Annotated in this window: 28 protein-coding genes; 8 read left to right on the forward strand and 20 right to left on the reverse strand. The window is 42.1% G+C overall.

Annotated elements, in window-relative coordinates; genetic code table 11:
* Positions 1-3: 3 nt before the first annotated feature.
* From KUL10_RS08380 to nudE, 3 genes are all read right to left on the reverse strand, one after another.
* Entirely contained in the window at positions 4-597 is a 594-nt protein-coding gene (locus tag KUL10_RS08380; RefSeq protein WP_110428480.1) for a YceI family protein, read from the reverse strand.
* 84 nt (positions 598-681) lie between these two features.
* Entirely contained in the window at positions 682-1500 is an 819-nt protein-coding gene (gene cysQ / locus KUL10_RS08385) for a 3'(2'),5'-bisphosphate nucleotidase CysQ (protein ID WP_110428481.1), read from the reverse strand.
* Complete coding sequence (nudE, locus tag KUL10_RS08390; protein ID WP_110428482.1) at positions 1501-2073, reverse strand: ADP compounds hydrolase NudE; 573 nt, start codon at positions 2071-2073, stop codon at positions 1501-1503. It abuts the gene before it with no gap.
* A 67-nt stretch (positions 2074-2140) separates the two neighbouring features.
* Between nudE and yrfG the strand changes: the two genes are divergently transcribed.
* Both yrfG and yjjX read left to right on the forward strand, forming a co-directional pair.
* Positions 2141-2827, forward strand: a complete 687-nt coding sequence (yrfG, locus tag KUL10_RS08395; protein WP_110428483.1) for a GMP/IMP nucleotidase — start codon at positions 2141-2143, stop codon at positions 2825-2827.
* Entirely contained in the window at positions 2828-3382 is a 555-nt protein-coding gene (gene yjjX / locus KUL10_RS08400; RefSeq protein ID WP_110428484.1) for an inosine/xanthosine triphosphatase, read from the forward strand.
* Here yjjX and KUL10_RS08405 read toward each other — a convergent pair.
* The 13 genes from KUL10_RS08405 to gspC form a co-directional block, all read right to left on the reverse strand.
* Positions 3357-4340 carry a diguanylate cyclase domain-containing protein gene (locus KUL10_RS08405; protein ID WP_110428485.1) on the reverse strand — a complete coding sequence of 328 codons (984 nt, stop codon included), beginning with the start codon at positions 4338-4340 and terminating at the stop codon, positions 3357-3359. The genes yjjX and KUL10_RS08405 overlap by 26 nt on opposite strands.
* Before the next feature lie 114 nt (positions 4341-4454).
* Positions 4455-5219, reverse strand: coding sequence for a type II secretion system protein N (locus KUL10_RS08410; RefSeq protein WP_110428486.1), 765 nt, complete (start codon positions 5217-5219; stop codon positions 4455-4457).
* On the reverse strand, positions 5220-5696 hold the full coding sequence (locus tag KUL10_RS08415) for a type II secretion system protein M (RefSeq protein WP_110428487.1): 477 nt from the start codon (positions 5694-5696) through the stop codon (positions 5220-5222). It lies immediately after the preceding gene.
* Between the two features lies 1 nt (position 5697).
* Positions 5698-6894 (reverse strand): type II secretion system protein GspL, encoded by a 1197-nt coding sequence (gene gspL, locus KUL10_RS08420; protein WP_110428488.1) that lies wholly within the window; start codon positions 6892-6894, stop codon positions 5698-5700.
* Positions 6894-7931 (reverse strand): type II secretion system minor pseudopilin GspK, encoded by a 1038-nt coding sequence (gene gspK / locus KUL10_RS08425; RefSeq protein ID WP_233499757.1) that lies wholly within the window; start codon positions 7929-7931, stop codon positions 6894-6896. The genes gspL and gspK overlap by 1 nt, the downstream gene beginning before the upstream one ends.
* Positions 7928-8587, reverse strand: coding sequence for a type II secretion system minor pseudopilin GspJ (gene gspJ, locus KUL10_RS08430; RefSeq protein ID WP_110428489.1), 660 nt, complete (start codon positions 8585-8587; stop codon positions 7928-7930). The genes gspK and gspJ overlap by 4 nt, the downstream gene beginning before the upstream one ends.
* Positions 8584-9006, reverse strand: coding sequence for a type II secretion system minor pseudopilin GspI (gspI, locus tag KUL10_RS08435; RefSeq protein ID WP_110428490.1), 423 nt, complete (start codon positions 9004-9006; stop codon positions 8584-8586). The genes gspJ and gspI overlap by 4 nt, the downstream gene beginning before the upstream one ends.
* Entirely contained in the window at positions 8999-9631 is a 633-nt protein-coding gene (gene gspH, locus KUL10_RS08440) for a type II secretion system minor pseudopilin GspH (protein ID WP_110428491.1), read from the reverse strand. The genes gspI and gspH overlap by 8 nt, the downstream gene beginning before the upstream one ends.
* A gap of 55 nt (positions 9632-9686) precedes the next feature.
* Positions 9687-10109, reverse strand: coding sequence for a type II secretion system major pseudopilin GspG (gene gspG, locus KUL10_RS08445; protein ID WP_110428706.1), 423 nt, complete (start codon positions 10107-10109; stop codon positions 9687-9689).
* Positions 10110-10169: 60 nt separating this feature from the next.
* The gene (gspF, locus tag KUL10_RS08450) at positions 10170-11387 is read right to left on the reverse strand and encodes a type II secretion system inner membrane protein GspF (protein WP_110428492.1); all 1218 of its coding nucleotides are present in this window, start codon (positions 11385-11387) and stop codon (positions 10170-10172) included.
* Between the two features lies 1 nt (position 11388).
* Positions 11389-12864, reverse strand: coding sequence for a type II secretion system ATPase GspE (gspE, locus tag KUL10_RS08455; protein WP_158525360.1), 1476 nt, complete (start codon positions 12862-12864; stop codon positions 11389-11391).
* A 77-nt stretch (positions 12865-12941) separates the two neighbouring features.
* Positions 12942-14993 carry a type II secretion system secretin GspD gene (gene gspD, locus KUL10_RS08460; RefSeq protein WP_110428707.1) on the reverse strand — a complete coding sequence of 684 codons (2052 nt, stop codon included), beginning with the start codon at positions 14991-14993 and terminating at the stop codon, positions 12942-12944.
* A gap of 14 nt (positions 14994-15007) precedes the next feature.
* The gene (gspC, locus tag KUL10_RS08465) at positions 15008-15967 is read right to left on the reverse strand and encodes a type II secretion system protein GspC (RefSeq protein WP_110428494.1); all 960 of its coding nucleotides are present in this window, start codon (positions 15965-15967) and stop codon (positions 15008-15010) included.
* Positions 15968-16082: 115 nt separating this feature from the next.
* Between gspC and hslR the strand changes: the two genes are divergently transcribed.
* The 3 genes from hslR to KUL10_RS08480 are packed head-to-tail and all read left to right on the forward strand — an operon-like array spanning position 16083 to position 17795.
* Complete coding sequence (gene hslR / locus KUL10_RS08470; RefSeq protein WP_110428495.1) at positions 16083-16523, forward strand: ribosome-associated heat shock protein Hsp15; 441 nt, start codon at positions 16083-16085, stop codon at positions 16521-16523.
* A gap of 45 nt (positions 16524-16568) precedes the next feature.
* Positions 16569-17465, forward strand: coding sequence for an Hsp33 family molecular chaperone HslO (hslO, locus tag KUL10_RS08475; protein ID WP_199509207.1), 897 nt, complete (start codon positions 16569-16571; stop codon positions 17463-17465).
* 24 nt (positions 17466-17489) lie between these two features.
* Positions 17490-17795, forward strand: a complete 306-nt coding sequence (locus KUL10_RS08480; RefSeq protein WP_110428709.1) for an NIPSNAP family protein — start codon at positions 17490-17492, stop codon at positions 17793-17795.
* Between the two features lie 3 nt (positions 17796-17798).
* Here the strand turns inward: KUL10_RS08480 and KUL10_RS08485 are convergent, their stop codons facing one another.
* The gene (locus KUL10_RS08485; protein WP_158525348.1) at positions 17799-18881 is read right to left on the reverse strand and encodes an AraC family transcriptional regulator; all 1083 of its coding nucleotides are present in this window, start codon (positions 18879-18881) and stop codon (positions 17799-17801) included.
* Positions 18882-19168: 287 nt separating this feature from the next.
* Between KUL10_RS08485 and KUL10_RS08490 the strand changes: the two genes are divergently transcribed.
* Positions 19169-20008, forward strand: coding sequence for a DUF2306 domain-containing protein (locus KUL10_RS08490; RefSeq protein WP_110428497.1), 840 nt, complete (start codon positions 19169-19171; stop codon positions 20006-20008).
* A gap of 62 nt (positions 20009-20070) precedes the next feature.
* Here KUL10_RS08490 and KUL10_RS18615 read toward each other — a convergent pair whose 3' ends face one another.
* The 3 genes from KUL10_RS18615 to KUL10_RS08510 form a co-directional block, all read right to left on the reverse strand.
* On the reverse strand, positions 20071-21456 hold the full coding sequence (locus KUL10_RS18615) for a hypothetical protein (protein WP_158525349.1): 1386 nt from the start codon (positions 21454-21456) through the stop codon (positions 20071-20073).
* Between the two features lie 126 nt (positions 21457-21582).
* Positions 21583-22242 (reverse strand): MotA/TolQ/ExbB proton channel family protein, encoded by a 660-nt coding sequence (locus KUL10_RS08505; protein ID WP_110428499.1) that lies wholly within the window; start codon positions 22240-22242, stop codon positions 21583-21585.
* A complete protein-coding gene (locus tag KUL10_RS08510; RefSeq protein WP_233499758.1) occupies positions 22239-22631 on the reverse strand; it encodes a PadR family transcriptional regulator in 393 nt (130 codons plus the stop codon). The genes KUL10_RS08505 and KUL10_RS08510 overlap by 4 nt, the downstream gene beginning before the upstream one ends.
* A gap of 172 nt (positions 22632-22803) precedes the next feature.
* On the opposite strand from KUL10_RS08510, the gene KUL10_RS08515 reads away from it, so the two are divergent.
* Both KUL10_RS08515 and KUL10_RS08520 read left to right on the forward strand, forming a co-directional pair.
* On the forward strand, positions 22804-24684 hold the full coding sequence (locus KUL10_RS08515) for a bifunctional diguanylate cyclase/phosphodiesterase (RefSeq protein WP_110428500.1): 1881 nt from the start codon (positions 22804-22806) through the stop codon (positions 24682-24684).
* Positions 24685-24930: 246 nt separating this feature from the next.
* A complete protein-coding gene (locus KUL10_RS08520) occupies positions 24931-25398 on the forward strand; it encodes a protein tyrosine phosphatase family protein (RefSeq protein ID WP_110428501.1) in 468 nt (155 codons plus the stop codon).
* Positions 25399-25422 lie beyond the last annotated feature (24 nt).

Raw genomic sequence — 25422 nt, forward strand, 5'->3', positions numbered from 1 at the left:
ATCTTATTCAAATACGATCGAAAAAGTGACAGGCACTGTCTTAGAAATACTCTTTAACATCGCCACACTCTGAAGCGCATCAATGCCCTCTTGCACACCCAAGGACTGAGTATTAAGCACGATTGGTTTGGCGGTACTGGCTTTTACTGCATTGCCTTTTAAACCCACCAACACCAAATCAAGCGTCACATCTTGCGTTTTATCTTTTAAAGTTAACTGACCTGTTACGCTGGTGGTTTCAAGTTGCCCCGCTTCTAAATTTAACAAGCTTGGGTCAACTTTTGCGCTGAACGTTGCATTTGGAAAAGAGGCGACATCAAATAGCAATTCGCGCATGCGTTGGTTACGAATCGGAATAATGGTTTCTACCGAGCTTAAATCGATTTTGATGTTCAATTGACCGTTATCTTCAATTGCGCCACTGAAGGTCTTAAAGGTGTGTTGTTCAGTGATATGCTCATTCTTGGTCGACATAAAGTGTAAGGAAGATTGAGCTAGATTGAGTTGTTTCGCCGCAAAGCTAGCGGCACTGGCACTTAGCAATACTGCAGTGGCAAGTAGAGAAATCAGTGATTGTTTGTTTAATCGAACGGTCATTACAAAGCTTCCTTGATCGTCAAGTTATAATACCTAGTGAGTATCAGTTAGTTAACCTTGATACCTGAAAAGTCACAAAATAGATTATTTGTATTGAACGATTGCAGGCCAATTAACCCGTTGGTCACCTAAGACAACAAAGTCTGGATTTTCAACTGAATCACGTTGGTTATATGACAATTCATCAAAGTTAGCGGCTTTGATACTGCCACCTGCTTCATTGATGATGCATTGGGATGCGCCTGTATCCCATTCACCGGTGACACCTAAGCGCATGAAAACATCCGCTTTGCCCTCTGCGATTAAGCAGGCTTTGAGCGAGCAACTGCCTGCTGGAAGGGTTTGATATACACGTTTGTCTGTCATGCGGTCAAAGACTTTTTGTCTTGATTGGCGACGACTAATTGCGATCATAATGACATCTTCGGTTGGCACTTCAAACTCTCGTACATTAATGCGCTTGGTTTCGATATTACATTTTTTATAAGCACCTTCGCCTTTGCTCGCAAAGTAAAGCGTTTCACCCGGAGGCCAATAAATGACACCAATGACAGGTTCGTTATCTTCAATCAATGCAATATTTACCGCAAAGTCACCAGAACGCGCGATGAACTCTTGTGTGCCATCGATGGGGTCGATTAACCAATAGCGCTTCCACTTGCTGCGTTCTTCTAAGTTAGGAAGTTCGGTTTCTTCTGACATGATCGGAATATCGGGTGTCGCAGTGGTTAAGGCCTTCATGATGATTTCGTTAGAGCGATAATCAGCAGATGTAACTGGCGTATTATCGTCTTTTTCGTAAGCTTCAAAATTACCTTTGTCGTAGATTTTAAACACTTCAATACCAGCAGTAATCGCGGCTTCTTTGGCAATTTCTAAAAGTTCATGAATGCTTTGATGCATCTATCTTGTTTCCTTCAACCATTTTTGTAGTAAGAGCAAGCCAGCTATACAACGGGCTTCAATAAAATCTTCACGTCCTAGTAATTCATCTAAGTTGGCAAGTGGCCATTCTATGACTTCGAGAGGTTCTGGCTCATCGCCTTCAAGTGTGCTTTCACTCAAATCTTCAGCAATGATTAAGTGCATTTTTGCGTCAAAGAAAGTTGGTGCCATTGCCACTTCTTGCAAACGAGTGAGGCGTTGAGCTTTAAAGCCAGCTTCTTCTTGAAGTTCTCGATTAGCAGCAATTTCTGGTGATTCACCAGGATCGATTAAGCCTTTTGGAAAACCCAATTGATATGAATGAGTGCCCGCTGCATACTCTCGGATCAGCAACATGGTGTCGCGATCTTTTAAAGGCAAAATCATGACTGCGCCGCGCCCAGAACCTGCCATTCTCTCAAATTCGCGTGTTTCACCATTGCTGAAGGTCAAATCAACTTGTTCGATTCTAAAAAAACGGCTTTTTGCGATAATTTTTCGATTATCGATTTGAGGAAGTGCTTTGTTCGGGTCTATTTTACTCGTTGCCAATTCGCGATAAACTCCTGCAAAAATTACACAAAACTAATAGCTGTTACATTAGCACAAGGATAAGCACTTGGCACAATTACCGTGGAATAAAATAGAGACAGTTTTACTTGATATGGATGGCACCTTATTGGACCTTCATTACGACAGTTATTTTTGGTTAGAACACCTACCTGCACACCTCGCTAAACGAGACAATAAACAGCTTGAAGCAGTGCGTAGCGAGATGCATAAAACACTCAAAGAGATGCAAGGTAGCCTTGAGTGGTATTGTCTTGATTATTGGGCTGAACGTTTACAGTTAGATATCATGGCGGTTAAGCGCGAGATTGATCATTTGATTGCCTTTAGGCCCGATACTCAGCCTTTTCTAGATGCATTAAAAGAAAGCGGTAGAGAGGTTGTACTAGTGACTAATGCGCACCCAGACGGCTTATCATTAAAAATTGAAAAAACTCAGCTTGACGATCATATCGATACATTGATATCCACTCACCAATTCGGTGTGACCAAAGAGTCACAAGTGCTTTGGCAAAAACTGCATGCGTATTTGGGTTTTGATAAGCGTCACACCTTATTTGTCGATGACAGCCAAGCTATACTTGATGCAGCTAAGGCTTTTGGCATTGAATACACACTTGGGATCAGCAACCCTGATAGCAAAGCTCCGCATAATAATATTGTAGGCCACACTGCCATTACAGAATATATGTCGCTTTTACCGAGTATCAAACGAGACCTTTATAGAGCAAAATGAATGAAATCCTTAACATTATGTGTCGCCTCTAAAAACCCAGTAAAGGTTGCTGCTGCGAGGAGTAGTTTTGAGCAGGTTTTTTCTGATTTCACAATCGACATAGTATCAGTCGATGCGCCATCAGGCGTTGCTGAGCAGCCTATGTCTTGTGAAGAAACACTGCAAGGAGCCACCAATCGTGTGAAACATTGTCAACGTGATCACAATGCTGATTATTATATTAGCTTTGAAGGCGGTGTCGATGTCATTGACCAAGTACCTAGTACCTATGCGGTTGTATGCATTGCAGATGCAGAACAGCAACAAACCGGTCGCACTGGGAATTTACCCCTGCCAATACCTATTTATCAAGCATTGTTGAAGGGGGGTGAATTAGGGCCTGAAATGGATGCTTTTTTCAAAACACATAACATTAAGCAAAAAGGGGGGGCCATTGGTCAATTAACGGGTGGCCTGTGCACCCGTCAGAGCATTTACACAAGTACTGCTATTATGACGCTGGCACCATTTGTATATCCAGAACTGTATATTAGTCAGACTGACGAAGCGCGGTGACGTTTGATCCGCGCATGCTTTCTGAAAGTGTCCATTTGTTCTTGCCATGGTGCTTTGATCTAAACAACGCCTCATCAGCAGCTTGAAATAAATACAGTGGCTCATCTCCTGGTGATGGTTTGCATATAGCAACACCAGCACTGATGGTTAGCCTATCGTTGCGTGGCGCACTTTGGTGTTCAATGTTTAGGTCGGCTATTGATTTTAATAGTTCTTCGGCTTTAAGGGCCGCTCCAAACTGATCGCAGTCGGTCAAAAGCAGCGCAAACTCTTCACCGCCAATTCTCGAGAATAAATCACCCGGACGTTGCACTAAGCTATTCATTTTTTGAGCAATTTTTACTAGGCATTGATCTCCTAGTGTGTGTCCATAAAAATCATTGAACGCTTTGAAGTCGTCAACATCTATAATCATCAGTGTTAACGCCTGATTATAACGGCAGCACCTTTGCCATTCGCGTATTAAAAATTCGTTATACCGCCTTCTGTTAGCGACGCCTGTTAAGGTATCTGTATATGACAAGGCTTCTAGCTGTTGAGTTTGACGGCGAAGCTTAACATGGGTGTTAATTCTGGCTTGTAACTCGGGTATCAATACCGGTTTAGTCACGTAATCCACACAACCGACTTGAAAGCCTTTCGTCTTTGCATTGATGTCAGATGAAGCACTAACAAACATGACAGGAATTTCTTTGGTGATATCGTCGTTTTTTAAGTTCTGACAAAGTTCAAAACCATCGACGTTGGGCATTTCAACATCAAGTACGATCAGATCAGGCAGCGGGTAATTGCGCGCTACTTGCATAGCTTCTCTAGCACTTTTTGCAAACTCGCAATCATAGTCACGCGAGAGACTCGCCATATAAAAATTTAGTTGCGTTGAATCATCGTCTACTAACAATAAGCGCGCGCGCGATTGCGTATGTAAGTTATGACTATATTGCGCTAGAGAGGACATGATATTAGACCATTAACTGTGAACGGAATAATTACTATAGAGTATGTCTTCTCAACAAGCTAAGGTTTGGATGCAAAAGTAAACTAATGATTAGTTTTTGCTTGAAAAATAAACTTACAGATTAATTATCCTAAAGCCTTGAGAATCAGGCGTACCAAAAAACACGGCGGCTTGCTGCACTTCTTCCGGCATGTTTTCCGGGATCTTAAATCTGCCTTGCACTGCATACTTGCCAGTAGCTTGAAGCGTTAAAGTAGCATCCAGTGAGAGTTTGTTGTCTGGTTTTACGGTGACATTTAAGACACCTTGCGCACAACCTAAGTCTGCTTCAAACGTACCAAACTCGATAGGGCCTTGTAGCCCATTAACCACACCATTAGTCCATCCGCCAGTACCAGTAAGTGTCTGGCAGTTTTGGTCAAATGTGAGTTCTTTGATATTGGTATTAAAACGGCCTCGGGCGGTGATGGGCACTGGTAAGCTTATTTGCGCCAAGACTGATTGAGCGGGAAGCATGGCACTAAAATCATGTAATGCAAATGCCTGTGTATTATACCAGTAGGTATTAGCCTGCCCTTTAAAATAAACGCTATCACTGTCGCGAAGCCGTCCACCATTGAGTTCTGCGCTGATCTTACCTGTAAATAATGACCAAAACGATAGGTCCCAAGTGACGTTACTAATACCTATTCCGCTGATAACTACGCTGCTAATTTTGCCGTCCCAGATGGTGCCTTCTACATCGTTGACGCTGATATTTTTGGGAAGCGCAGTGGACGCCTGATTGAGCGCCCAATTAGCTGGCATATACTTAACTAAGAACACTAAGTAAGTTAAGCATCCCAACACTATCCACTGCCAAGGCTTGAGTTTTACCACTTAGCTTTTTCCTATTTGTAAACGACGTACTTGCACAAAACCCGACGCATCGGTTTCTGTTATATCTGAAAATAAGACCACTACCCCTTGTCGCTCTAGATAATCCATCCACGAAATCAGGCTTTCAAAATTGACGCGATCGACTGAGATTTGCAGATTTTCGCCTTGAGGTTGCATGCGAGATACTGAAATCCCATTGCTGCGTGCCGATGAATTGACGAGTTGTGTTAACGAGCCAGTAAAGCTTTTACTTGAACTTGAGCGTTTGAGTTGCGAAGCTTTATTCGCCTGCTCGTTAACCCAAACCAGTAAACTTTTGTCTGCGGCTAAAGCAAGTTCTTGTTTAGCCAAGTCTTGTTTTAGCGGCGACCAGATTAAAAAGTAAAACACTGCCACCACAAAGGCGATACCACCGATTGAAACAATCTTTTGTTCACGCTCTGTTAAATTATAAAACCATGCAAAATACTGTTTCATATTAACCCTTTATCACAATTGCACCGCTGACACGGTCGCCCTGATTATTGATTGCACCTTGTTCGACAATAAAGCCGAGCTGTTCAGCGTTGCGTTTAAAGCGCTCTAAGGATTCAAAGTTACTTGCCACCGATTGCATTCTTAGCTCTGTGCGCTTGCTGTCAAAGCGAAGCGATTGCGGGCTGACACCCGAATCGGCAAACACTGGGCTTAAACGAGCAAGCATATTAAGCATGCTAATACTGCCGCCACCTTGCTCTAGTTTTTGCATTTCGCGAGCAATCATTCGGCGATGATTTAGCACTTTCCCTAACTGAGGAAAGCCGCGCTCAGTCGCTTGCTTGATTTGCGCTCTTACCGCCGTGCGTTCTTTTTCAATTTTGTTCAAGCTAATGGTTGTGTCGACTAGATTGACTATCAAGGCAAGTGCAGCTAAGGCAGCGGCCACTTTGTACTTTTGCCAATGTCCAGTGGTTTTGCGTTTAACCGTAAACTGGCCTTGGAATAAATTAAATTTCGATTGGCGCGCACCTTTCAATAATAACTGCATCGGTAAATCATCAAAGTGTTGCTCGATGCTGATACCACTGTCGCTTAGCTTTTTAAGCTCGCTTAATTCGCTATACACATGCACCGTTTGAGATTCAGAGATTGCATGTTTGGCCAACATATCGCTCAGCCAAATTGACTCGCCTTGTATGCCATTGAATGCATTTGTTCTGACAATCAATTCATCATTTATTTGTAAGGCTGAGATAGCGCTATCGTAATCAGGCAGGCACAAAACATCAGGTACGAGCTTGTCGCAAAACAAGCCAGCTTCTTCAAGCATTGCTTGCCATGTTTCTAGTTGTGTTAACTTGCAGTAGGCAACGTTTTGTATGTTGTCAGTTTTGTCGCCAAAGGCAAAAAACAAATCATTAATATCGTGAGCAACTTCTTCTTCCAGCATAAACGGAATCGCTTGCAGTACTTTTCGACTCGATTTATTGGGCAGGGTGACTTGTTTAAAGCCCACTAGGCTGCTGGGTGCAATTGCAATGATATTTGGATTGTTTGCTTTGTCTTTGAGGCTTGCGAGATCGTCGGCATTTGCAAGCGTGCCTGACGCAATGATTTCGTCTTCAGCATCGGACCAAAGCAACCAATCGATGCGGTCGTCAGTACTTGCACCTAGACGTATGGCAAGATATTCCACTATTTCGCGCTCCTAAATTCTCGGCTGATCACTTCGACATTGCTCGCATCAAAGACATTAAAGATAGATGTCATGTTAAAACTGCTCCCATTGTAACGGGTTTTCGTGTCTAGCATAAAGTAATCTGACTTAATCGATAACCATGATTTTTGTACATCATTTAAATTTTTTACTTCGGGATTACTCAAGAAGTCGGCTATGTTGGCATATCCATCGGCAGGACGTGCGCTGATCAAGCGAGTTGCATCTTCTATGCTGATATTGGCAATAGCGGCCAGCACAATTGCGTGTTCAGGTTTAATAGTGTTGATATTCACTTTTAGCACGGTCACATTTGGGATTGCGCAGATCAAGGGCATAACAGAAGATAACCATGAAATATCGACACCGTTTATTAGCCTAAATTCAGAGGCATTGGTCATCGGCGCATTAGCCGCATTGTATGGAAATTGCAAAGATTCATAATCGGCGTCTTCGGCGCCAAAAGGCTTGAGCTGGCTGTCATCATCAATCCAGTCTGCTAATGAATCAGCGACCGTGTCGGCAGTAAAGGTATCGATTAACTCAGCATTGGCAAGCTGTAATAAACGGTTAAAAGCTTCGATTTCACTATTAATGCCGGTGGTTGGAGTATTGCCAGCTCCGCTTGGCGGAGGAGGTGGCGGGTTTGCCACACTATTAAGATTAAAGCAGGCATGTAAGTCTATTAATTCAGCTTGAATACCGCCGTCTTCCAACGGAAATGCAAAGACTTGTGCCCAAGGCTGGCTGAGATTAATTGAGCTTGGATCCAGTGTTTTTAAATCACCAAGTCGCTTGCGTGCGAACTCTTCGGCACTCACGGCATACCAGTACGCTTGATTATTAGCTTTGATATTGGTGGTACGCGCCATATTTAGTTGTAAACGCCCGACCATTTCTGTGGCCAATACGGTGACAATGGCGACGATAAGCATGATGACTAATAGAGCAACGCCTTTTTGTTTGCGTTTAGGTGATGCATTTATTAATTTAGAACGGCTTAATTGTTTATTCACAAGGCCACCCTAAATTCACGACGAATCTCGCCATAAACCGTTGACTGTAAAATGATAGCGACCGCAGCAGGCAGATCAGGGCTGTTCAGGTTGTTTGACCACGTTTGTTTATCTGTCCCGACTTCTCTTAGTATTTCAACTTTAAATGACTCAATGTCTTTTAGTATCACCCTTGTTTTGGGCTCGCTACCAATCGGGTTATCAACATAATTGCTGTACAGACGCTCTAATTGGTTATCGACTAATCGATAAGCCACGCCTTGTTGAGTGCTTCGCTTGATGCGCATTTGAGGGTTGTGCCAACCTTGGCGTACAAAACTAAATGCATAGTCTTGGCTGTCTAGTTCAAATTCACCACCTGCAATTACCAATGGAGAGGTTTGTCCGTTGATACGTGCTTTTCTAGGCACCATCTGCAAAAAATCGCGCTCCATAATCAGCATTGCACGTTGAAGCTCTTGTAGTTGCTCAAAGCGTTCGTTTGATAAATCGTTGCTGTCGGTAACACGCGTGAGTATTTGCGTTGCACCCACCGCGATCATGGCAAAAATCGACATCGCAATTAAGATTTCTAGCAGGGTAAAGCCGGCTTGTTTTCCAGCGCTTCTTTGATATTGGGCAAGGTTTTGTAAAGGGTGTTTAAGCTGTTCTATCATGTGCTAGGCGGCTTCGCTACAAAACTGGTAACACTGGTGATTTCACCTTTGTGATTTTCATCAAGGCCTACGCGAATGGTGACTTGCAACATGCCGTCTTCGGGCGTTTTAGTGATTTCTTGCTGCCAATACCACGTGCGATCTACCATTTCAGCTTCGCCTTTTTGATTGTTCTTCGGCGGCCATTTTTTGGTGGATTCTAAGGATAATTGAGTGAGTCGATTGTTGGCCACCCAAGTCGCAAAAGTGATTTCTTCGAGTTTACCCAATGAATTTAGGTGCTCTGCGGTGGTTTTAAGTATGGCTGTGCCTGTTACTGCAAAGATAAACAAAGCGACCATGACTTCAAGTAAGGTGAAGCCGCGCTGTTGAACGGGCTTATATATTTGAGTAGGTGTTACTTGATCAGTGCTAGGCATCAAAACCGTCCTCATCAAGCTCACCATCGCGCTTTAACAGTAATGGCGTATACTCTCTGCCTTGAAGATAATATTCTAATGGTTCTAGCTCGCTAAAATCTTCTTCGTAGCGAATAGTGAGTTCAAAAGGCGTGATATCCCCACTGGACATAATAAAAATTTGTGGGGGAGGCGGCGGAATATCTTCTTCGTTGCCAATTTCAACGCCTTCGTTGCTGACACTGAGTTCTTCATCAAATACGCGTTGATCAAACAAACTGTCATCGCTTTCCCAAGGCAAACCCTCTAGCTCAAGATAGACACTGAATGATTCGGGCAATACATATTCGGCAAACAGTTTATTGCCTTCGATGGGCAGCCATTTATCATCTTCGTTTAGATAGACAAATGTGTAGGTGGCTTTTTCTTCATCCAAGCGAAGGCCAAGTTGCATTTGGTTAAGCACGGCAAAATCACTGGCCATATCAAAAACGACTTGCAAGCGTTTGCTTTCATGCTCAATTTTTTCACTTGGATCTTGGCCGATGTTGGTGAAGCTGATAATCGAAATAGCAATGCCCATTAGTGCGAGCACTAACATAACTTCTAGAAGCGTAAACCCGCTTTGTCTGCGTTTATTGGGCATTGATATGGCACTGCTGTTTGGTTTGGATACTGACTACAACACTAATCGAAAGTGTTTATTGCAAGTAATCATTAATGTTCCAAGTACCGATATCATCATCGGTGCCTTCTTGCAGATCAGGTCCAAATGAATAGATGTCGATGGTGCCAATTTCACCTGGGCTAAGTAATTGATAAGGATTGCCCCATGGATCTTCAGGTAGACGTCTGATAAAGCCTTCTTCTGGGTAGTTTCTTGGGATGGGATCAATTGTTGGTATTGAAATCAGTGCGTCAAGCCCCTGTTCGGTCGTAGGAAAACGGTTGGTGCGCAGTTTGTACATCTCTAATGCACCTTCAAGCTGTTGAATATCAACCGCGGCTTTCTTAATTTGAGCGGTTTCTTGGTTGCCTAATATTTGTGGTGCTACTAACGCAGCCATGATGCCGATAATGAATAATACGACCATGATTTCTATCAAGCTAAACCCGCGCTGCATACCAGCGGCTATTGTTTGTTTAGTTGAAACGATTGAATGAGTTAAACGAGTATCCATTAATTAACCTACTAAGTTGTTAAGTGCTAAAATTGGTTGCAATATAGCCATGACTATAAATAAAACGATGACCGCCATGGTGACAATCAACATTGGTTCAAAGACCTTTAAGGACATTCCCACGATTGATTCAAACTCGCGGTCTTGGTTGTCAGCTGCACGGCCAAGCATTTGTTGAAGCTCGCCCGACTTTTCGCCAGATGCAATCATGTGCATCATCATTGGCGGAAATATCTTGGTTTGCCCTAATGAATTGCGCAAACTTGCACCTTCTTTGACATTTACCGCGGCTTCTTTGACCTTCTCTTTGATATAAAGGTTCTCTAAAACATCACCTGAAATTCTCATTGATTCTAACAAGGGCACTGCCGAGGCAGATAAAATACTTAAGGTGCGTGCAAAACGAGCAGTATTGATACCACGAGATAAGCGACCAATGAACGGCATATTCAATAAATTTTGATGATATTTAAGCCTGATCTTCGGAACCGTTAATAAGCGTTTGATGCCAAATCCGATCAGCACCAAAGCGATACCTGCAAACAGGCCATAGTTTTGCACCCATTCACTGATCCCGATCAGAATTTGTGTGATTGTCGGCAGCTCTTGCCCCATATTTTCAAACTGACCGACGATTTTGGGCACCACGATGGTCAATAACATTAATACAATCGCGAGTGAAAAGAACATCATGAGCAAGGGGTAAACCATGGCTTGCGTGATTTGGCTGCGAGTCTGCTGGCGTTTTTCGGTGTAGTCAGCAAGACGACTTAACACAACATCAAGGTGGCCTGATTTTTCACCTGCAGCGACCATTGCACGATATAAATCATCAAATACATGAGGAAATTCGGCGAGTGCATCGGCAAAAGCATGACCTTCAACGACTTTACTTCGAACCGCCATCATCATGTTTTTATGACGAGGTTTTTCGCACTGTTCTGCGACGGCTAAAAGCGCTTCTTCGATCGGTAAGGCTGATTCGATTAGGGTCGCCATTTGACGCGTGAGCAGTGCCAGTTCAGCAGCCGAAATCGTGGTTTTAAATAGGGTAAATTGGGTGCGACTTTTCTTCTCTTGTTCTGCAACTTGCTCGACTTCTAAAGGAATCAAGCTCATATCTCTCAATTGCTGGCGAATTTGCCTAGGGTTATCCCCTTCAAGTACACCTGTTTTGGCTTTGCCATTGGCAAACATAGCTTTATAAGCGAAGGCTGCCATGTTACTCCTCTCTTGTTACACGTAACACTTCTTCAAGCGATGTGATGCCTTGAATCACTTTGTCACAACCGTCTTGGCGAATACTGGGCGTGAAACCTCTGACATATTTTTCGACGGCTTGTTCGCCGCGTCCTTCGTGCATCATTTCACGGATTTTGTCATCGATAATCAATTGCTCATGAATGCCTGTTCTGCCTCGGTAACCTGTATGATTACATTCGACGCAGCCAACGGGTGAATAGATGATTTGATTGTCATCTGCTGATAACCCAAGGGTTTCTTTTTCTTTTGCTGTGGGTTGGTGTGGCTTTTTACAGCTTGGACATAGTGTTCTTACCAAGCGCTGAGAAAGCACTGATAAAAGCGACGAAGACAACAAGAAGGGCTCGATACCCATATCTTCTAAACGCGTAATGGCACCCGCTGCAGTATTCGTGTGCAAAGTAGACAATACTAAGTGACCGGTTAAACTTGCTTGAACGGCAATTTGTGCGGTTTCAACATCGCGTATTTCACCGACCATCACAACGTCTGGGTCTTGGCGCAAAATAGCACGAAGCCCACGCGCAAAGGTCATATCAACACGCGGATTAACTTGTGTTTGACCAATGCCTTCTAAATCAAATTCGATAGGATCTTCGACGGTTAAGATATTGCGGTCTTTGGAGTTAATTTCACTCAAGCCTGCGTACAAGGTTGTACTTTTACCAGAACCTGTTGGGCCAGTAACGAGCATAATACCGTGGGGTTTGCGAATAAGCCCAGAAAAGTGTTCTCGGTTATTGAGCGTCATGCCCAAGTCTTCTAGGTTTAGACGCGCATTGTTTTTATCTAATAAACGTAAAACCACGCGCTCACCATGACTAGATGGCATAGTTGAAACACGCACATCAACGGCACGACCCGCGATTCTTAAACTAATTCTTCCGTCTTGTGGCACGCGTTTTTCAGCAATGTCCATTTTTGACATGACTTTGATACGCGACACCAACATCGAAGACATTTTGCGATTGGGACGCAAGATTTCTCGTAACACACCGTCGACTCTAAACCTAACGACCAATTGGTTTTCGAAAGTCTCGATATGAATATCTGATGCACCTTCTTTTATCGCCTCGCCTAACATGGCGTTGATTAGTTTAATGATAGGTGCGTCATCTTCACTTTCGAGCAGGTCTTCTGTGTCGGGCAAGTCTTCAGCCAGTGAAAAAAGGTCGCTTTCATTCCCGATATCTTCCATCAATTGCTTAGCGGCGGTTGAATCGCGCTGAAAAGAGTTAGTCAGCGTGGATTCAAACTGATCTTCGGGTATTTCTTGAAGCTGCATCGCTTGACCCAAGAATCGTCTTACTTCGGCAAAGGCTTGAAACTCTGTTGATTGAGTATGCAGCACCGTGACTGGATCGGTTTCTACATCAAGTAGAACCTGGAAGCGCTTTGCAAAACCGAAAGGCAATTGTGATGTACCATTGACCATTGTTTCAACATCTGCTTCGCCTAAATCGGGCGATTGCAAGTGCGCTTCGTCAGTAGTGGCTTCAACTTTGTCCTGCATTAGTTGTTGCCTTCCTTCTCTCGATTTTCAATGTATTCTTCAAACGAAGGTGGTAATACTAATGCGTCATCCCAGTTTGGAATACTTGGGCCTTGTGCACCTGGCATCAGTGGAATGCCGTCCGCTTGGCGGTCGAGTTGCTGTGCTCGGATGTAATTGTATTTGCGATGACTGATTTTGTTCATTGTCACGCCATCCCTCACAATCGTTGGGCGAATAAACACCATCAAATTACGTTTGCGCTTGCTTGTCGAGGTTGATTTAAACAAATGACCTAAAAATGGAATATCGCCGAGGAAGGGCACTTTAGAGACACTTTCTTGAACATCTTCGTCGATTAATCCGCCCAGAACAATTGTGCCACCGTCGTCAACAATCACAGTCGTTTTTATTTCACGTTTGTTGAGTAAGACGTCGACCGACGTTGCACCACTGATGCTTGACACTTCTTGTTCAATCACCATCTGAACCGCATCACCTTCGTTGATCTGTGGCGTGACTTTAAGTTTAATACCCACTTCTTTTCGTTCAACAGTTTGGAATGGATTTGAGTTGTTAGTACCTGTTGAAGAGCCCGTGATTATCGGCACTTCTTGACCGACGATAAAGAACGCTTCTTCATTGTCGAGCGTTGTAAGATGTGGTGTAGCAAGAATATTCGAGTTGGTATCTGTGCTAACGGCTTGCACAACCGCGCCCCAACCGTCTTTGATGATGCCAGCGATCATACCGTTCACACCACCTAAAAGTTGTGCCAAAGGTGTTAGGTTACCTTCTTGTGTAGTCACGGTCGCCACGACTTCACCATTAGCGGTTGTTGTACTACCAAGAATTTCTGTATCCTCTGCTTCACGAAGGGCAACGCCGAGTGAACCTACAGGTACTACGCCATTGGTAAACTGTGTACCTCCGCCTTCTTCTGAGACCCACTGCACACCAAGTGATACGCCATCGCCTTCAAACACTTCTACGATGATCGCTTCAACTTGAACTTGCGCACGGCGAACATCAAGTTGTCTGATGACCTCCTCTAATGAACGCATCATGTCGGGTTCGGCTGTAATTACTAATGAGTTAGAGTCTTCGTGGAAGTCGATACTAACGTCACGAGTAGAGCTAGATCGTCTTGCCTGCGTGCCGCTACCTTGTGTTTCGGCTTGAATGCTTGCAGAGACGCCTTGTAGTACCTTTACTAAGTCTTCTGCACGTGCATAATTTAGGAAAATAACTCGTGTATTACCGCTTGTTTCGAGTTCTTGGTCCATGCGTTTAATAAGGTTAATCAACCTTTGTCGAGCCTTAACATCACCAGACACAATGATGCTGTTCGTTCGATCATCTGCTACCACTCTAGGCTCAGATTTACCAACATTGTTCGCTTTGCCTTGGGATTTGTTAATACTTTCTATAATGCGAACCATTTCGCCCGCAGAAGCAAACTGAAGTTTGACTACTTCTACTTCTTCATCACCAGCTTGGTCAACGCGCTCGATGATTTCAACAAGACGGTTAACAACGGCTGCACGACCTGTAAGCATCATCACGTTTGATGGGTCGTGACTCACAACATTACCGCCACCTGCTTGATCATTTAACTGACGAAGAATTGGTGCAAGTTCACGCACTGGTACGTTATACACCGGCATAACCCGAGTGATCATTTCATCGCCGTCTAAATTAGCGCCTTCTACAACGGGAATATTTGAAGTCTTGGCATCTTTGGAGCGAACAACCTTGAGAATACCCGACGGCATCTCAACGACTGCATAATCATAAACTTGAAGTACGTTTAAAAAGAACTGGTAGTATTGGTCCTCAGTGAGTAAGTCATAACTTCTAACGCTTATTTTACCGCGCACATTTGGGTCAACGATGATCGTCTTTTTGAGATTTTTACCAACTATATTAATAAACTCAGTAATTTCTGTGTTTTTAAAGTTGGGAGAGTATTCTGTTGCAATAAGTGCACTACTGGTAAACAAAGCTCCAATTAAAAGCGATGCTTGTAAAGTGCGCTTTAGCGTCTTAATTGCTTGGCTGTTCAGCCTCATATTACTGCCCTTTTTCATGACTCTTCTGGCTCTGGCATGTCGATATCTAAGGAGATTGGTTCGCCCGAGCGGATAATTTCCATCTGTAAAGATTGTGATTCTTTTAGTGCTTCAATCGCTTCTAATGATTGTTGCAAATCGGACAAATCAAGCCCGTTAATTTCAGTAATGATGTCACCACTGCGCAAACCGACCATCTTGAAAAATTCAGCCTGTTTACCTGGCGAGACTCTATAACCCACCATTTCACCATCGGGTGCATGTGGTTTAATAGAAATAAAATCGGCAAAGCTGGTAGGAGATTCGACCATGCTTCGGCGCATATCTTGAACTTCTCTATTCGCTTCAATTCGTTGTGTTCGTGTCACTTGCGTGTTTGGTGTTCTCGGAGAATTAGCTGTTTGTGCCTGACGAGACTGAGCCTGACGTTGCTGTTGTTTGTTGGCTTCATCAAAATCAATGCCGTCTAGCATCAGTGTTTCGCGCACCAATCTGTTTTTGATAATCACTCGGTCGACATAAATCTCGTCTAGCGTCGCATTGGTACCGTCTATTTTGTCTCCAATTCCATAGGTATTTTGCACGTTGTTTCGCTGAATAATAGCGGCGCCTAGTTTGGGTGAACTGCTTGAAACTACCCCTGTTAAAGTGAGGTTTAGTTTAGTTTCAGGTGCTTCAGTAACGGCTTGTTCAACAACTGGCGCGGGTTCTTCACTTGCGTTACCGAATAAATTAAGACGTTTTAATTCACTTAGGTCTGTTCGCGTGTTGTTTTGATTTTGCACATTTACACGACTCGTCACGTTATTTTGTGTTACTTGCCCTTGAGAATTATCCAACAAGCGCCATGTTACCTCGGCTAGAAATGCGATGAGGTACAAAGACAATAAAACCACTATAATTAGGATTAACTTGTCTTGATGTTGTTGATATGCACGCTGTAATGGTGCAAATGAGAAATTATCGACGGTCATTCACTGCTTGTTGTTATGCGTTAGTGCGCTAGTAAAAAGCACATCATAGCTAGTCGTTGGTTTACCTACAACACGAAAACACAAAACGTCATAGAAAATTTATATAATAGAGACTATGAAAAAACGAAAAAGTGCGAAAAGCGATCAACAAAGTCTGCAAAATGCGGCAAAAGAAGCTGATAATGACATACGCCTTGATAAATGGTTATGGGCTGCTCGGTTTTGCAAAACTCGAAGCATCGCAAGAGAATTAGTGCAATCTGGCAAGGTTCAGTATAATCAGCAACGAGCTAAACCCAGCAAAGTGGTAGAAGTAAATGCGGTAATAAAAGTGCCCGCAGGCTTCGACACAAAAACGATTATCGTTAAACAATTAGCAGGGCAACGAAAAGGTGCTGCACTTGCTCAGTTAATGTACGAAGAAACACCCGAAAGTGTTGCTCAGCGGGAAAAGAACGCCGCAGCACGCAAGTTAAGCATTTTTCATAGTCCAAGACCTGATCAGCGTCCGGATAAAAAACAGCGCCGTCAGATTATTAAGTTTAAACAGCTTTAAGTTAAGTTGTTCAACGTAACAGATTTAAACAAACAGAGTCTTTGTATGAGTATTAAATACGACAGTTTAGACAGATTTTTATTTGAAGATAAAAACGTGAGAGGCGAATTGGTTCGCTTAAAGGATAGCTACCAAAGTATTTTGTCTTCGTATCATTACCCCGTGCCCATTCAAAAATTAATGGGTGAGTTGATGGCTGCAGCTAGTTTGCTCACTGCAACCCTTAAGTTTGAAGGCGAAATCGCGATGCAAATTCAATCTCAAGGCATCGTGAATTATGCAGTGATCAACGGCTCGCATGATCAGAAGTTGCGCGGCGTTGCACGTTGGGATGAAAGTGTCGAATCCTTGCCAGATAACTTTCAAGGCCTGTTCGAGAAAGGCTATTTAGCTATTACGCTGGCGCCTAAAGATGGCGAGCGTTACCAAGGGATTGTTGCCTTAGACAAGCCCACACTCGCAGAGTGTTTAGAAGACTACTTTTTACAATCAGAACAACTTCTGACTAAGGTGGAATTGTATACACAACAAGACAATAGCGCGTTGGCGGGTGGTTTCTTATTACAAGTTGTGCCTGAAACCAGTGAAACCTCACAATCGCAAGAAAACCTTGAGTTTGAACACTTAGGTGCATTGGCACAGACGCTTAAAGTTGATGAAGTATTTGCCTTAGAAACACAAGATCTACTGCACCGTTTGTATCACGAAGAACAAGTGCGTTTGTTTGAAGCAAAGTCAGTGATGTTTTTCTGTGACTGCTCGAAAGAAAGGAGTTCAGCAGCGCTACATTCTTTGAGTAAAGAAGACTTGTTAGCCATCATCGCAGAACAAGGCTCGATTAAAATGGATTGCCAATTTTGTCACGCAAAATACGAGTACGATGCGGTGGATGTTGAAAATATTCATCATCAGAATATTCAGGCTGACGGGCAAAAGCATTAAATAACCCTACCCTAGAGAATGACTTTGGTTACATGCTTTATCAAATACAAGATTGACCCTCTTAAGCTTAGCGAGTTTGAGCATTACGCTAAGCTGTGGATCCCTTTAGTCAATAAATTTGGCGGTTCGCATAATGGCTATTTCCTTCCATCTGAGGGAGCCAATAATATTGCCTTAGCGCTATTCACCTTCCCAAGCTTAGCGGCATACGAAGTTTATAGGAATGATTCATTTAAAGATCCGGCTTGCATTTCGGCATTTCAATATGCCAATGAGACTCAATGTATCATTAGTTATGAGCGCAGTTTTTTTCGGCCAGTATTTGAATAATATTTAGAGCGACACTAATAGTGTTCGATCAGCTTCGAGTAACCGCCTTTTATATTCACTAGGTTGCTCGCCAACTGTCGCTTTAAACACCCTATTAAAGGTCGCTAAAGATGAAAAACCACTTTCTAAGCTGATCACTAATAAACTCCAATTTTGGCTGCTTGCATCCTGCATTAATGTGATGGCATGTTCAATGCGATATTGGTTTATAAAACTATTGAAATTAGTCGCTTTGAAGCAATACCTGATGGTTCTGCTAACTTTGTATTCTGGAACTTTTAAGCTTTGTGCGATATCAATCAATTTTATATCTGCTCTTAAATAGATTTTTTCTTTTTGCATTAATATGCGAATTGACTTTGCCAGCTCGGGGTCAGTGTTTTTGAGCTCCGAGTCGCTATTTGCTAATTTCGTACTCGTTTGTAATACAACGCTTTGCTTATTGTCAGCTGAATCGTTTATGGCTTCTTTCACTTCGATCTTAGAGGCATTCTTTTGCAGCATGAGTACAACCTGAATGGCAACGATAATGCCTGTTGCCGATATACACACCAAATAAGCCGTTAATTCGCTGAGTAAGGATGTACTGTTTAGCATGCTTGGTAACACCATATTAGCGAACAATCCAGATAAGAAAGCACTTGCAAAAATAATACGCTGTAGTTGTTCAGATTTGTTTTTTTCAGAGAATCCTCGAAACGCCTCCCAAATTGAAAGCACTAGCACTGACGATGACAATAAGTTGAGTATTTCGCCCACCGCTCCCTGCATTCGTCCAAGTATAAACGTATCCATCGACAAACCGTTCAGCAGCGCATTGGTTTTGTTTAACATGACTAAAACGCCGATGCTTGCAGCTAAAACAATATGTTCGGCCTTAATTGCATTTTTACCCCTGAATAAGGCACGTGATATTAACCAAACCATATTACAGGTTGCACATGCGCCAAGCCCAATCAAATATTGATAAGGGCCAATTACTGACGCACTAATGTTTTGAAGGCTCATCATTGCCATTGAGGCACAGAAGATGGCAAACAAAAAATGTTTGGTTTCTTTGTTGCGCTGCATTGCCTGGGTAAGCATAAAAAAACAGCTGATTAACAAAAGATAAAAATAAGGCGATGACATAAGACGTTCTCAAACAAAAACACGCTCACCATAAGTCGTGAATGCGCTAAAGTGTAAGTGCTTAAAAAATGGCTAGCAAATTCACTTTGTAAAAGAGTATGTATTCATAAAGTTTGCTTATTCATTTTCGGAAATTGAGGAGTTAAATAAGCTAATTGAGATAATAATGGCCGTAAGAATTTTAGCGAATGATGCGCTTTTGAAAAAAGCAAACGAATAGAGTGAAGGGGTGAATAACAGTGATGTCTGATGTAACTAAAGTAAGAAAAACGCTAACACTGAGTACTCAGTTTTGGTTGATAAGTCTTATTGCGGCGCAAATTGTATTTGTGCTGTATCTCATCCTCGGTTATGGCTTATCGACAGTAGAGAACCAACTTGAGGCGTGGAACAAATTTAATGATACGGCTTTCAAAGATGGGGATACCTTGGGAAATCTTGCTTACGGCATGCATGTTTTACTTGCTATTGTGATGATCGTCGGCGGTACATTGCAACTGCTACCGCAAATCAGACAGCGATTCATTGTATTTCACAAGTTCAATGGACGTGTTTTTGTTGTTCTTGCTTGCACTATCTCCTTAGCAGGCATGTACCTCATCACCTCCAGAGGTACGGTCGGCGACCTATTTATGCATAGCATGACCTTTTTTAGTGGATTAGTTGTGCTTCTAGCAAGCTTTTTAGCCGTCAAAGCAGCCCGTTCTCGCAATATAAAACTGCATAGCGAATGGGCAATACGCCTATTTCTTGCTGCTAATGGTGTGCTGTTTTTTAGACTGATCATTTTCGCTTGGTTCATGGTGTTTGGGGCATTGGGTGTTAACACTGATGATTTTACCGGACCAACAGTTTACGCAGTGAGTGTAAGTGCTTATTTACTCCCATTGGTTATTTTTGAATGGTATCGACGTTTGCATCGTCAACTGAGTGATACTTCAAAACTAACAAGTGTTCAATCAAACATAATGTTGAAAACGTACGCGATAAGTATCTGTTTAATACTTATCGGTATGATTTTTTTAATTGGCCTTTTTGGAATTACGTTGGGTAGTTGGTATCCGAGTTTGTTTACTGCCTAGGTTTAATACTTTGCGCGTATCCCAATACCCATTTGGCTTTGTTTTTGCATTTTCTTATCTAGTTAATTTTTGAAGATGGATTCGAATTGGGTTTGCCACACTAGGTAAACGCGCAGTGAATCTGGCTCAGACTCACTTTTTCCATCTTCGCCGCTTGGTCTGCTTATTTCTATGTTTGCAGATGCACCTAAAAACACTCGGCCTGTATCTAAAGTCATCACGGGAAGTTGCCCTCTAAGTTCCATGCGATCTCCCTTTAAAGGGTCGGACTTACCTTTCATCAAATCAAAATAGGTTTCTTCGTTAAACGCAAGACGAAAGCCATAATAATGCCGACGCTGAAATGATTCGATATCATCAACTTTACGACCACCCCATGAAATGATTGGACCAAACGCAATTTCTTTATAAGTTTCAGCTTCGTATGTGCCTCGAGTATTTAAATAGAGTGGCCAAAAAGCTGCAATTTCAAAATCAACAGCCTGTAAATCTGCATCTGATAGACTATTGGTACTGGGGTTACTTACCGGCTCTTCAGGCATCGGCGTGTCGGTAGGATTGTCTCCACCTTCTCCACCTTCTCCTCCTTCTCCACCGTCCTCATTGCCCGGTTCGTTGCCGTCACCTGCGTTTGAATCACTATTGTCTTTTACTTGAGCAGATTCAGCTGCGCCAGTTAATGCGACGTTCAGAATTAAGTGTGGCGCATAAGCTAAACTCCAACCTCTATTACCGAGTGTTTTATCTTTGTCTTTGCGCATTTCTTGGATACTGTCATCCCACCTAAAATAGCTCTGTAGTCCAAAGCGTAAAGTATTGTCAGAAAACAAATCAGAAACTTTGTTGTACTCTAGGCCTGAGTAGAACTGAAAGCTAAAGTCATCTGCGCTCCAAGCAGGTATTTTTATGTCACTAATATCTTTTTCTTCTTTAGTTTTTGACTCTGCAAGTGCGGCTTTGATTCGCGCGGCGGTGAGCTCTGAAAGCGTTTCGGCTTGGTCGACATCGCTTGCTTGTTGCTCAAGTTCTGACACTAGCTTATCTAGTTGAGCTGAATTTAAGGCATTCGTATTTTTAAGTGTTTTGATGTTTTCTTGGATCTTACTTAAATTGCTTGCGAGGCTGGCGGTATTTGCTACTGAGATTGCTTGCGCTGTGGTCAATGCAGTGTGGAGGGACTCGATTTTATTTTGGGTTTGAGTGAGCTTTTCGGGTTGATTGGTGAAAAAGAACTCAATAGACAGCTCTCTGCACTCAGCGATTAAACGATTTGCTTCATTAATTTTGTTTGTAAGTTCAACCTTGCCTGATACTTGAGTAAGACTTGCTGTCAAAGCAGTTATACTCTCATCGTTTAGGTCACATTTTTTGTTGTTTGCAAAAGCTGTCGGGTTGAATAAAAAGACTGTGGCGGTTGCAGCAATCATGATGGTTTTAAATTTGTTCATGTGATTTTCCTTTTTTCATGGTTAAAAAAAGGTGTTGCTGCAGGTAGTATTCTCTCAATCTTGAATGAAAAAATATAAAAAACAAAAGGAATACAGCGGAAGTATTCCTTCTAATTTATGATTGCCTTATCGGGTAAGCCTTAATATCGCCACATAACAAAAAGTTTTCATCATTAAAGAATACAGCAAGGTTAAGCACATAACCGCAAATGCTGGGCCGAAAACACTCGCAAACATTTCGGCGCTAATATTCGAAGCAATCGCTATCGCACCTGTCACTATACCAAACCATCCCATAAGCATTGCTGTTTTGCCCATTACCTCAAAAGTCTTAACATGTTCGTTAGTTTCTTCAAGTTCATTCAATAGATGAGTATTTAATAGCAATTTGAATGATGACATAAAGGTTTCTTTGCCGACGGCCATTAACGACACTAATATTGCGGGAAGGCACACAATCAAAATACTTGGAATATCAAAATACATCGATAACTCACCGCCTAACCAAAATGTCATTAACACGATGGCTATTATTGAAAAAATACTAATTAAAAACATATACGTACCTCGTTGTGTTGAATGTGAAAAGTGCCATAGCACGGAACAGATTTGTTGGATCAGCCAGAGACAAGCCTTAAAAGCAGATTGCTTATTAATAATATGGAATTGTTCATGCAGGTCTCCATAAATCGGCTCATGTAAATCGTTGGGTAAACTCCATTTCAATATATGATTTGAGATACTTAAAAGTGCGCTTGAATTGGCTTTGGTTTGCACGCTTTTCATGCTGTTAAGTCCTGTATTGAGTCACCCATTGTTTTATTAAGGTTTAATGATTTACTCATATTTTTAATTAGGCTCAAGCTCCTTTTAATTGCACTTTGACCTTGCGCGGTCACCGTAAAATACTTTTTAGCTCGACCTCCTCGTTCAGCAGTCGCCTCGCCCATTTCACTAGCCACTAGGCCTTTTGTCTGTAAGCGAGTTAGGCTTGTATAGAGCGCGCCAAGTGTCACTTCTCGTTGGCCTTTTTCTAAGATCGTAGTCGCGATTTCAGTGCCATAAGCACGATTATTGACATTCAAGATTGCCAATAAAATCAGTTGTTCAAATTCACCCAAGTATTTCTCATTAGTTGGCATTTTGGTCTCGTGATAGTCATTATGATTAACCATGACTTATATCTTATACATTGTAGTAAATATGGCTGTATGAAAAGCAATACAAAGTTACTTTAAATCATAAGTAAATGCGTTCCACAAAATTACTGGCGTTTATCAATAAACTTAGATTAAATGGTGTAACAACAAACAAGGTTTGTGGTGCGAAAATTGCTGGATTATTTACATGAAGCCAGATGAACCAATCGCAGATCGCGATAGCAATAAGCTCGAAAGACGTGAATTCTTTAATGATATTCGCCGTCGTAGACTTATACAGATAAATACTGCAACCGCGGTTGGTTTAGCGATCTCACTCACAGTGTCTCGAGATATTACCCAAGTTATTTTTGCAAGTGGGTTGATTTGCCTTTTTGTCTCTTTGCTACTTGCGCTTTTCAATAAGCTTGGTTTTTCTGCCTTTGTTATGTTGAGCGCTTTATCCTCAATGTTATTCGCTCTCGCTGCTACAGGTGCCGGAGTGTTTGATCTCGCAATCTTAGGCTACCCAGGATTGATAATTTTTGGTGCCTTACTCGGCGGAGTGGTTTTATTTATTTCTGTTTTTCTTATCGTCAGTATGCAATCAATGTTACTCGCATATTTGAGTCTGCAAGGCATCATTGAGCCAAATATCCCAGTATTAAGTGTCTCTCATGTCTTATTCATACTAGTGATTTTTGCTATCATCGGGTTCAGTGTTTATATATTGGTAAACGATATTAAAAGACTTGTAATGTCGTTAAATCAAGAGAACATGAAGGTAGAACATAGTCGCGCTCATGTTGAGTATCTGGCAAATCACGATAGTCTTACCAAGCTACCCAATAGGCTGTACGGAGAAACATTATTTGTTCGCACTTCTGCTCACTGCAAATCTAATGGCAAAAGCTTAGCTTTACTCTTCTTAGACTTAGACAATTTCAAACTTATAAATGATGCGCTTGGTCATAATGCAGGTGATGTAGTCCTAGAGAAGTTAAGCAATGTCTTTAAAACCGCACTTCCTTCAGATAACCAAGTGATCAGATTTGGTGGTGATGAGTTTATTATTCTTGCTCCATTTCAAACACATGAAGAGCTTTCAAAGCTGGCGAAGGCTTTGATCGTTGAATGCAATCAGGTACTTGATCTTAAACAAAATCAAGTAGTCGTTTCTGCTTCGATCGGGATTGCGCTTGCCAAAAGTGAAATCGATGACTTCAAAGAGTTATGCAGAAAAGCTGATATTGCGATGTATCGAGCAAAGAAAAATGGAAAAAATACATTTTGCTTTTATGAGAGCATCTTAGATATCGAAAGTGAAGAACGCTTTAAACTTCTTCAGATGTTAAGACCAGCTGTGCAGGAACAAGCGTTTACTCTGTTTTATCAACCCATTGTTGATTTGAATACCAATCAGGTGACCAGTGCAGAAGCGCTACTAAGGTGGCCGCAACCTGATGGCAGTATGATTTATCCAGACGAATTTATTGGTTTATGTGAAAGTAGTGGCTTAATCAATAGTCTTGGCGCTTGGGTTTTAAACGAGGCATGTGATTTTTGTGTGCGACAGCGCAGTATGGGGCATGCAGATATGCGTGTAGCGGTCAATTTGTCTGTTGCCCAATTTAGAGATGGTCAGCTCAATAAGATAGTTCAACAATCGCTGTTGCGTTCTGGATTAGCGCCAGAGGCCTTAGAGCTTGAACTAACAGAATCTTTGGTGATACAGGAAGACCAAAATATTTCAGCTCAAATAGATCAACTTAGTGCCTTAGGTCTGAGTATTTCGATTGATGATTTTGGAACGGGCTATTCAAACTTAGGCTATTTGAGAAACTTCAAGGCAAGTAAATTAAAAATTGATCGTTGCTTTGTATCGCCAATTTCGCGAAATGAGCGAGATAAGCTTTTAGTTCAAGCGATTATTAACATGGCACATAGCTTGGGTTTGGAAGTTGTAGCTGAAGGAATAGAAGACAAGGAAGCACTGAAACTGCTATTGGATATTGGTTGTGACTATGGCCAAGGTTACTTTTGGACAAGGCCAGTTTGTGAATCTGAATTAATGAGCTCAATTTCGTAAACGATGATGCGCTTATTGGTAAATTCAAACCCAAGAGAATTTGAAGCGTTAATGAATGAAAGCGCAGCCCAGTCAAGTGAAAAAATTTGATGTCACTTGATAGAAACTTTTGCTTACCAATTATTAGTGGTGTGACTGGGGTTTTTTCAACACAATTGCAAGACGAACTCCAAAAAACACAGGTTGCTGATGCGTTACTTTTTCAAACTATCCATAATTTTCTCGCTCATGGTTCACACCTTCGTAATGAGTAGCGAACTCAAGAACGACTTAGGAGACTTAAAAAACTACCAAATAAACTCAGATAGAATGGTGAGTGCGGGTCAGCCAAACAAAAAACACTTTAGACTTCTGAAGGAGAGCGGCGTTCGTCATGTCGTTGATCTTATTCCAGGTGATAGAAGCCAAGAACAACAACTCATGCAGTCGCTAAACCTCAACTATCAGAACATTCCTGTTGATTGGCACAACCCAAGCTTAGATGACTTTGATACCTATGTGGCGTTTATGAATAGCTCCATGAGCCAAGATGGTAAAGTGCTTACTCATTGCAAACTCAATTGGCGAGGGGCGGTTTTTACATATTTGTATCGCGTTATTGAGTTGGGAGATTCAGAAGAATCCGCAAAAAAGGACATGTTAGCGATCTGGAAACCTGAGGGGGTTTGGGTATCGTTTATTGAAGAGGTCATCGAAAAACGAATGGCAAGGTAACAAATTTGAAATCTAGCATACCAT

Source organism: Glaciecola sp. KUL10 (assembly GCF_003203515.1).
Lineage (GTDB): Bacteria > Pseudomonadota > Gammaproteobacteria > Enterobacterales > Alteromonadaceae > Glaciecola.